Consider the following 9,225-nt stretch of genomic DNA (forward strand, 5'->3'; position numbering starts at 1 on the left):
GGCTCACCCAGGGCCTTCTCCGCGGCGTCCAGGCGGTACCAGCCCTCCCACGTGGTGAAGCGGACGTTCCGCTCGGTCAGGAACGCGTCCACCGCCTCGGGGTCCGGCGAGACGGGCGTCTGCAGACGGCCGTTGCCGTGGTCGTCGAGCAGGCTGGCGACCGTCTCGTTGGCGTCGCCCTTGGTGTGGCCGATGAGGCCCACCGGACCGCGCCGGATCCAGCCGGTGACGTACGTCGACGTCAGGTGCTCGCCGGTCTCCTCGATCACCCGGCCGGCCTTGTCCGGAACGGTGCCCGACTCGACGTCCCAGGGCAGCTTGGGCAGCTTGTCGGAGAGGTAGCCGACGGCACGGTAGACCGCGCCGAGGTCCCAGTCCTTGAACTCGCCGGTGCCCTTGACGTTGCCGGTGCCGTCGAGCTCGGTGCGCTCGGTGCGCAGACCGACGACCTTGCCGTCCTCGCCGAGGATCTCGGTCGGCGACTCGAAGAAGTGCAGGAACAGCTTGTGCCGCCGCTCGCCGACGTCGCGGATCGCCCAGTTCTCCAGGGTCTTCGCGACCATGTCGGCCTGCTTGTTGCCGCGCCGGGTCGCGATCGAGCCGTCGTCGTAGTCGATGTCCTCGGGGTCGACGATGACCTCGATGTTCGGGGAGTGGTCCAGCTCCCGCAGCTCCAGCGGGCTGAACTTCGCCTGCGCCGGGCCGCGGCGCCCGAAGACGTGGACCTCCAGGGCCTTGTTGGCCTTCAGCCCCTCGTGGACGTTCGGCGGGATCTCGGTGGGCAGCAGCTCCTCCGCGGTCTTGGCGAGGATGCGGGCCACGTCGAGCGCCACGTTGCCGACGCCGAGGACGGCGACCTTCTCGGCCTCCAGCGGCCAGGTCCGCGGCACGTCCGGGTGCCCGTCGTACCAGGACACGAAGTCCGCCGCGCCGTACGAGCCGTCGAGCCCGATGCCGGGGATGTCGAGGTGCCGGTCGGCCGTCGCCCCGGTGGAGAAGATCACCGCGTCGTAGAAGGCACGCAGGTCGTCGAGGTTGATGTCGCTCGGGTAGTCGACGTTGCCGAAGAGGCGGATCTGCGGCTTGTCGAGCACCTGGTGCAGGGCGGTGATGATGCCCTTGATGCGCGGGTGGTCGGGGGCCACGCCGTAACGGATCAGGCCGAAGGGGGCCGGCATCCGCTCGAAGAGGTCGATGGAGACACCGGGCTCGACGGCCACTGCGGACTTCAACAGCGCGTCGGCGGCGTAGATCCCGGCGGGGCCGGCTCCGACTATGGCTACCCGCAGGGGGCGAGGCATGATCAGGTTCCCTTCGAGCGGTGATCAGGAGTACTCACCGGGAGCCTAAACTAAGGCTATCCTAAGTCTGTAGCCGGGCTGGATCTATGACCTCATAAGCGCGATTTATGAGTGGATCGAGTGGATGTCCCCGGCGCCCACTCCCTCGTACGACCCCTCCGACGTACGGCCGCCGACCGCTTTGCGCCGTACGGCCGCTGGTCCCCTCGGCCGTACGGCCGCCGTCTCAGCTGTCGTAGTCCACGGTCAGCGTCTCGGAGACCGGGTACGACTGGCAGGTCAGTACGTAGCCCGCGTCGACCTCGGCGTCCTCCAGGGCGAAGTTGCGGCGCATGTCCGCCTTGCCGTCGGTGATCAGAGCACGGCAGGTGCCGCAGACGCCACCCTTGCAGGCGAAGGGCAGGTCGGGGCGGTTCCGCTGGGCGCCTTCCAGGATGCTCCGGTCCCGGACCAGCGCCGCGGTGGTGGAGCGGCCGTCGAGGGTGACGGTGACCTGGCTGACGGGCCCCTCCAGGGCCGCCTCCTCGTGACGCACCTCTCGTACGGGCTCGTCGTCGGCGTAGAACAGCTCCCGGTGGACGCGGTCGCCGGGCACCCCGAGGCCGGTCAGGACGCGCTGGGCGTCGACGACCATGCCGTGCGGCCCGCACAGCCACCAGTGGTCCGCCGACTCCACGTCGACCAGCGAGCCGACCAGCGCCGAAAGGCGCTCCGCGTCGAGGCGGCCGGACAGCACCTCGGCCTCGCGGGGCTCACGGGACAGTACGTGCGCGAGCTGGAACCGCGCCGGATACAGGTCCTTCAGATCCGCCAGCTCGTCGGCGAACATCACCGTGTCCGTGCGGCGGTTGCCGTAGAAGAGGGTGACCGTCGAGTGCGGATGGGCGGCCAGGACGGACTCGGCGATGGAGAGCATCGGCGTGACACCGGAACCGGCCGCGACCAGCACGTGGTGACCGGGGGCGGCGAGGTCGGGCGTGAACGTGCCGGTGGGGGCCATCACCTCGACCGTGTCGCCGGGGCGCACCTCGCGCACGAGCCAGGCCGAGAACAGACCGCCCGGCACCACCCGCACCCCGATCCGCGGCACCGAACCGGCCGGCGAGCAGATCGAGTACGAGCGCCGCTCGTCCCGTCCGTCGACCACGCGCCGCAGTGTCAGCGACTGACCGGGCGCGAAGGCGAACTCCCCCGCCAGCTCCGCCGGGATCTCGAAGCTCACGGCGGCCGCGTCCTCGCACAGCGGCTGGACGGCGGCGACGCGCAGGGTGTGGAAGGCCGGGCGGCGGCGGACACGCGCGGGCACCGCCGGGGCGGGAGCCGTCGCCACCGCGGCTGCGGCCGGTGCCGGGGTCGAAGCCGCCGGGCCGGTGGTGTCCCCCGCCGGCTCTTGCCTCAGGCCTTCCATCAGATCTCCTTGACGTACTCGAACGGTTCGCGGCAGGCGAGGCAGCGGTAGAGCGCCTTGCAGGAGGTGGCCGAGAAGCGGGAGGTCTCCTCGGTGTCCGCAGCGCCGCAGCGCGGGCAGGCCACCGTGCGGCGGGTGGGGGTCAGCACGAGGGGCACCGGCCCGGCGGCGCGCCGGGGTGCGGCTCCCGGCGGTGCGATGCCGTGCTCGGTGAGCTTGCGGCGGCCCTCGGGGGTGATCCAGTCGCTGGTCCACGGCGGGTCCAGGACCGTACGGATCTCCACGCGCGTGTACCCCGCGTCGCGCAGGCGTGCCGCCACGTCCGCGCGCATCTCGGCCATCGCGGGGCAGCCCGAGTAGGTGGGTGTCAGACGCGCGACCACGGTGCCGTCCGCGCCGACCTCGACCCCGCGCAGGACGCCGAGGTCGGCCAGGGTGAGCATGGGCAGTTCGGGGTCCGGCACCTGTTCGGCGATGTGCCAGGCGCGCTGCACGTCCCGTACCGCCGTCACCATGTCGCGCCCGGGTGCGCGCGGGCCACGCTCTGCAACTCGGCCAGCAGCGGCGCGAGATGCTCGGTGTGCTCCCCGTCCCTGCCGGTGCCGGGCAGCGGCCGGTACACCGGCATGGGCAGGCCGGCCGCCTCGGTGACCTGCCGCAGGACGGCGACCACCTCGTCCCGGACGTCGTAGGCCGTGAACAGCTCGCCGAGGTACGGGGCGACCTGCTCCATGGCCCTGCGGGTGCGGCGGTGCGACTCGTCCGTGCCGTCTCCGAGGCGCACGACCCACTCGGCGGCGTACTGCCGGTGGTACGTCAGTTCCTTGACGCCCTTGGCCGCGACGGCCGCCAGGACGGGGTCGGGGTGCGACGACAGTTCCTCGAAGTGGGCGAGCCGCCAGCTGGACAGCACCAGCAGCCGCACGGCCGAGAACGCGAAGTCCCCGCCGGGCAATTCGGTCAGTCGCACGTTCCTGAAGTCGTCCGCGTCGCGGAAGTAGGCGTACGCGTCCTCGTCGCGTCCGGTGCCGTCGACCTGGCCGGCGCGTGCGTAGAGCAGGCGGGCCTGGCCGAGGAGGTCGAGGCCGATGTTGGCGAGGGCGACCTCCTCCTCCAGCTCGGGGGCGCGGGTGGTCCACTCGGCGAGCCGCTGGGCGCTCACCAGGGCGTCGTCGGCGAGGGCCACGCAGTCGGCGGCCAGCAGGTCGGCGGCGACGCCTTCGAGCACGGTGGTGTCCACCCCGTGCAGCGGGTCCTCGAAGCCGGTGCCGTACGCCCAGCGGGTGTCGTCCTCGTGTCCCTCGGCGAGGGACAGATAGACATGGTCGTCGCTCATGCCCTGCTCCTCAGATGTGCGGGACGTCGTCGGGGATGTCGTAGAAGGTCGGATGGCGGTAGACCTTGTCGGCGCTCGGCGCGAAGAACGGGTCCTTCTCGTCACGGGTGGAGGCGGCGATGTGCTCGGAGCGCACCACCCAGATCGAGACGCCCTCGTTGCGGCGGGTGTAGAGGTCGCGCGCGTGGGTGAGGGCCATCGTGTCGTCGGCGGCGTGCAGGGAGCCCACGTGGACGTGGTTCAGTCCGCGCTTGCCGCGCACGAAGACCTCGTACAGCGGCCAGTCGCCCTGGGCGGTCCGCGCCGTCGGGTCCGGGGTGGAGTCGCTCATGCCGTCGCCCCTTCCTGCGGCCGTGCGCGCCGTGCCTGCTTGGCCGCGTGGGCCGTGGCCGCCTCCCGTACCCAGGCGCCGTCCTCGTGGGCCGTCCTGCGGCGCCGCACCCGCTCGGCGTTGCAGGGGCCGTCGCCGCCGATGACCCGCTTGAGCTCGGACCAGTCGGGGGTGCCGAAGTCGTGGTGGCCGCGCTCCGCGTTCCAGCGCAGCTCCGGGTCGGGGAGGGTCACGCCGAGCTTCTCGGCCTGCGGGACGGTCATGTCGACGAAGCGCTGCCGCAGCTCGTCGTTCGTGTGCCGCTTGATCTTCCAGGCCATCGACGCCGCGGAGTTCGGCGAGTCGCCGTCGGGCGGGCCGAACATCATGAGCGAAGGCCACCACCAGCGGTTCACGGAGTCCTGGACCATGTCCCGCTGGGCCTCGGTGCCGCGCATCATGGTCAGGAGCAGTTCGTAGCCCTGCCGCTGGTGGAAGGACTCCTCCTTGCAGATCCGCACCATCGCGCGCGCGTAGGGCCCGTACGAACTCCTGCACAGCGGGACCTGGTTGCAGATCGCCGCGCCGTCGACGAACCAGCCGATCACGCCGACGTCGGCGAAGGTCGGGGTCGGGTAGTTGAAGATCGACGAGTACTTCTGGCGTCCTTCGATCAGCCGCTCGGTCAGGTCGGCGCGGTCGGCGCCCAGGGTCTCGGCGGCCGAGTACAGGTACAGCCCGTGGCCGGCCTCGTCCTGGACCTTGGCGAACAGGATGGCCTTGCGGCGCAGCGACGGGGCGCGGGTGATCCACTCGCCCTCGGGCTGCATCCCGATGATCTCCGAGTGCGCGTGCTGCGCGATCTGGCGGACGAGGGTCCTGCGATAACCGTCGGGCATCCAGTCGCGGGGCTCGATCCGCTGGTCCCGCGCGATCGTCGCGTCGAAGTGCTCCTGCAACAACTGCTCCGGGACGGGTGTCCCGGCGGAGTGTGTCGTCGTGGTCATCGATACCAGCTTCCCTACCGACCATTCGTTCGGTACCAGTGTGCCGCCTTTCCACCGGCCGGGCAAGACCCACGCTCGATCACCTGACCGAAGGGCCGGTCGCTGCGGCCAACCGCACCCGGGCCGGGACCGCGCAAACCCCTCGTGCGCCCTCGCGCCGGTCGCACGGAGGCGGCGACCGGAGTGGGCGCGCCGCGCCGACGGCGGCGCGCCTCGCACACCGGAGCCCCACGTCAGAGGCGCGAGTGCGCCCCTTTCACGCGGTTCCCGGCCGCCACCCGCGGCTGTTTGGCTTTACACGCAGCCCGCTCTGCCCAGTCGTCCGCACAGCCCCACAGCCACAGCCCCGGCCTCCACCGCCCCGTGAACCCGCGCCCGACAGCCGCCCCGCGCCCCCAGCACCGCTCGCCTGTTCCGCATCACGTACCCGGAGGACATGTGACCGCCCCGGAAAGTCCCCCCGACAGCGCCGCCGTCCCGCCCGACACCGAAGCACCGTTCACCAGTCTCGGCACCCGGGCCGCGCGCCAGCTCGCCACGACCACCAAGTCCGCGCCGCAGATGCAGGCCATCACCTCGCGGTGGCTGCTCAAGATGCTGCCATGGGTGGACGTCAAGGGCGGCACGTACCGGGTCAACCGGCGGCTGCAGCTCCGCGTCGGCCGGGGCCGGGTGCAGTTCGACCACAACGGCGCCGACGACATCAAGGTCATCCCCGAGACACTCACCGAACTGCCGGCCCTGCGCGGCTACACGGACACGGCGGCCCTCCAGGAGATCGCCGCACGGTTCCGGGTGCGGGAGGTCCGCGCCGGCCAGGTCCTCTTCGACGCCGGGCAGCCCGTCACGGAGGCGTATCTCGTCGTCCACGGCCGGTTCACCCGCTACACCCCCGGCAAGTACGGCGAGGAGGAGGTCACCGGGGTCGTCACGGACGGCGCCCAGCTGGGTGACGAGGCCATCGGCCAGGAGGATCCCCGCTGGCACCACTCGGTCCGGGCCGACACCGCGGGCACGGTGCTGACGCTCAACTGGGACAGCCTCGAACAGTTCGTGGAGCGCACCCCCTCCCTCGCCGCACAGCTCGCCGCGTTCGCCGAGCAGCAGAGCAAGCCCATGAACCGCAAGGGCGAGGCCGACGTCCCCCTGCAGGCGGGACACGTGGGCGAGCCAACGCTCTCCGGCGGCTTCGTCGACTACGACCTCTCGCCGCGCGAGTACGAACTGTCGCTCACCCAGACGGTGCTGCGCGTCCACACCCGGGTCGCGGACCTCTACAACAGCCCGATGGACCAGACCGAGCAGCAACTGCGCCTGGCCATCGAGGAGATCCGCGAGCGCCAGGAGTGGGAGCTGGTCAACAACCGCGAGTTCGGCCTGCTGCACAACGTCGACCACGCCCAGCGCGTCAGCACCTTCTCCGGCCCGCCGACCCCCGACGACCTCGACGAACTGCTGTCGATGCGCCGCAAGACCCGGGTGTTCCTGGCCCATCCGAAGGCGATCGCCGCCTTCTTCCGGCAGTGCAACCGGCGCGGTCTGATGCCCGGCACCACCACCATCGAGGGTCATGAGGTGCCGGCCTGGCGCGGCGTCCCGTTCCTGCCGTGCGGCAAGATCCCGATCAGTCCGCAGCACACGAGCAGTGTCATCGCCCTGCGCACCGGAGAGGCCGACCAGGGTGTGGTCGGGCTGTACCAGACCGGCATTCCCGAGGAGTACCAGCCGGGGCTCAACGTCAGGTTCATGAACATCGACACCACCGCGATCATGAACTATCTGGTCACGGCCTACTACTCGATGGCGATCCTCGTTCCCGACGCGGCGGGAATCCTGGAGAACGTCCAGGTCGGGCGGACCGCCGAGTGAGCACCCCGCCCGTTTCCCCCGCGGCTGCGCGACTGCCAGGACCGCCGAATCTCGCCCGTGCCACCACCCGCCCTCGCAGCGGCGCGGTGCCCGGGCTGCGGTACCGGCCCGCCGTGCCCGCCGACCCGGAGAAGGCCGCGGAGATCGACCGCAGGCTGGAGGCCTGGGCCCGTTCCCTGGACCTGTTTCCGCAGAGCTGGACGGGTGACTTCGCGGGCTTCCAGTGCGGCCGGGCCGTCGTCCTCCAGCATCCGGGCGCGATCAGCCTCGACCACCTCATGGCGGCCGGGAAGCTGCTGCTCGCGGAGAACGTCGTGGACGACTGCTACTGCGAGGAGGTCGAGGGCAGGGGCGGTGCGGCCCGCGGGCTGGGCGGACGGCTGGTCATCGCCCAGTCGGCGCTCGATCCCTACCACGGCACACCCGAGCTGGAGGAGGAGTGGCGCCGCGGCATGGAGGCGGACGGGCCGCTGCGCTCGTACCACCACGCCCTGCGGGACTACCGCGAGCTCGCCACCCCCAGCCAGAGCGACCGGATCGTGCACGACCTGGCCCGACTGCACATGGGCTATCTCGCGGAGGCCGCCTGGTCCGAGATCCGGTACGTGCCGCGGGTCTGGGAGTACCTGGTCATGCGGCAGTTCAACAACTTCAGGCCCTGTCTGTCGATCGTCGACGCCGTCGACGGCTACGAACTGCCCGCGGCGCTGTACGCCCGGTCCGAGATCCAGCGGATCACCGCGCTCGCCTGCAACGCCACCACGATCGTCAACGACCTGTACTCCTTCACCAAGGAACTGGCCTCCGACCCGACCCATCTGAACCTGCCCCAGGTCATCGCCGCCAACGAGCGGTGCGGACTGAAGGCCGCCTATCTGCGGGCCGTCGAGGTCCACAACCGGATCATGGAGGCGTTCGAGGAGGAGTCGGCGGTCCTGGCCGCCACCTCACCCCTCGTCGCGCGCTACGCCGAGGGCCTGGCCGCATGGGTGTCGGGAAACCACGAATGGCACGCCACCAACTCCCACCGCTACCACCTGCCCAACTACTGGTGACAACCACCGACCGGCCCATCATCACAGCGCAACGAGGAGTTCCCACTTGACCATCACCAATGCCGAGACCGCCGCAGCATCGGTGCCGAGCCAGTCCACGTACCAGAGCCGCGTCGCGGACTACTGGAACGCCGAGGAGAACCCGGTCAACCTCGAACTGGGGAAGATCGACGACCTGTATCACCATCACTACGGCATCGGAGCCGTCGACCGGGCCGCTCTCGACGAGGGCCCCGGCTCGGGCCCCGACCGCATGACCGCCGAACTGCACCGGCTGGAGCAGGCCCAGGCCGACCTGCTCGCCTCCCGGCTCGGCGACCTCTCCCCCACCGACCGGGTCTTCGACGCCGGCTGCGGACGCGGCGGCGGCAGCGTGGTGGCCCATCTGCGGTACGGCTGCCACGCCGACGGGGTGACGCTCTCCCGCAAGCAGGCCGACTTCGCCAACGAGCAGGCCCGTAAGCGGGGCATCGACGACAAGGTGCGCTACCACCACCGGAACATGCTGGACACCGGCCTGGAGACCGGCGCGTACGCGGCCTCCTGGAACAACGAGTCCACCATGTACGTGGAGTTGGACCTGCTCTTCGCCGAGCACGCCCGGCTGCTGCGCCGCGGGGGCCGCTATGTGACGATCACCGGCTGCTACAACGACGCCTACGGCCGGGCCTCCCGCGAGGTGTCGCTCATCAACGCGCACTACATCTGCGACATCCATCCGCGTTCGGAGTACTTCCGCGCGATGGCCCGCAACCGGCTCGTGCCCGTCCATGTGGAGGACCTCACCGCCGACGCGATCCCCTACTGGGAGTTGCGCCAGGAGGCCGGGCATCTGGTCACGGGCATCGAGGAAACGTTCCTGAACGCGTACCGGAACGGCAGTTTCCAGTACCTGCTCGTCGTGGCCGACCGCGTCTGACGTGTCCTGAACCGGAACTG

Annotated in this window: 9 protein-coding genes; 3 read left to right on the forward strand and 6 right to left on the reverse strand. The window is 70.8% G+C overall.

The genetic code is table 11. The features are described 5' to 3' along the window. From ACFWGJ_RS37290 to paaA, 6 genes are all read right to left on the reverse strand, one after another. Window positions 1-1,301 (reverse strand): FAD-dependent oxidoreductase (locus tag ACFWGJ_RS37290; RefSeq protein WP_387333409.1); only part of this gene is annotated, 1,301 nt, incomplete at its 3' end. 226 nt (window positions 1,302-1,527) lie between these two features. Continuing rightward, a complete protein-coding gene (gene paaE / locus ACFWGJ_RS37295; RefSeq protein ID WP_387333410.1) occupies window positions 1,528-2,709 on the reverse strand; it encodes a 1,2-phenylacetyl-CoA epoxidase subunit PaaE in 1,182 nt (393 codons plus the stop codon). After that, window positions 2,709-3,224, reverse strand: coding sequence for a 1,2-phenylacetyl-CoA epoxidase subunit PaaD (paaD, locus tag ACFWGJ_RS37300; RefSeq protein ID WP_387333411.1), 516 nt, complete (start codon window positions 3,222-3,224; stop codon window positions 2,709-2,711). The genes paaE and paaD overlap by 1 nt, the downstream gene beginning before the upstream one ends. Further along, window positions 3,218-4,045 (reverse strand): 1,2-phenylacetyl-CoA epoxidase subunit PaaC, encoded by an 828-nt coding sequence (gene paaC, locus ACFWGJ_RS37305; protein ID WP_387333412.1) that lies wholly within the window; start codon window positions 4,043-4,045, stop codon window positions 3,218-3,220. The genes paaD and paaC overlap by 7 nt, the downstream gene beginning before the upstream one ends. Before the next feature lie 10 nt (window positions 4,046-4,055). After that, window positions 4,056-4,376, reverse strand: a complete 321-nt coding sequence (gene paaB / locus ACFWGJ_RS37310) for a 1,2-phenylacetyl-CoA epoxidase subunit PaaB (protein ID WP_387333413.1) — start codon at window positions 4,374-4,376, stop codon at window positions 4,056-4,058. After that, window positions 4,373-5,362, reverse strand: coding sequence for a 1,2-phenylacetyl-CoA epoxidase subunit PaaA (gene paaA / locus ACFWGJ_RS37315; RefSeq protein ID WP_387333414.1), 990 nt, complete (start codon window positions 5,360-5,362; stop codon window positions 4,373-4,375). Before paaA ends, paaB begins: the two co-directional genes overlap by 4 nt. A gap of 438 nt (window positions 5,363-5,800) precedes the next feature. Here paaA and ACFWGJ_RS37320 point away from each other — a divergent pair, with 438 nt between their 5' ends. From ACFWGJ_RS37320 to ACFWGJ_RS37330, 3 genes are read left to right on the forward strand one after another with little or no spacing between them, the layout of a single operon-like run. Further along, the gene (locus tag ACFWGJ_RS37320; protein ID WP_387333415.1) at window positions 5,801-7,231 is read left to right on the forward strand and encodes a family 2B encapsulin nanocompartment shell protein; all 1,431 of its coding nucleotides are present in this window, start codon (window positions 5,801-5,803) and stop codon (window positions 7,229-7,231) included. Next, on the forward strand, window positions 7,228-8,286 hold the full coding sequence (locus ACFWGJ_RS37325) for a family 2 encapsulin nanocompartment cargo protein terpene cyclase (protein ID WP_387333416.1): 1,059 nt from the start codon (window positions 7,228-7,230) through the stop codon (window positions 8,284-8,286). The genes ACFWGJ_RS37320 and ACFWGJ_RS37325 overlap by 4 nt, the downstream gene beginning before the upstream one ends. Before the next feature lie 46 nt (window positions 8,287-8,332). After that, window positions 8,333-9,205 carry a geranyl diphosphate 2-C-methyltransferase gene (locus tag ACFWGJ_RS37330; protein WP_387333417.1) on the forward strand — a complete coding sequence of 291 codons (873 nt, stop codon included), beginning with the start codon at window positions 8,333-8,335 and terminating at the stop codon, window positions 9,203-9,205. The last annotated feature ends 20 nt before the right edge of the window (window positions 9,206-9,225 follow it).

The organism is Streptomyces sp. NPDC060205, from assembly GCF_042728395.1.
Lineage (GTDB): Bacteria > Actinomycetota > Actinomycetes > Streptomycetales > Streptomycetaceae > Streptomyces.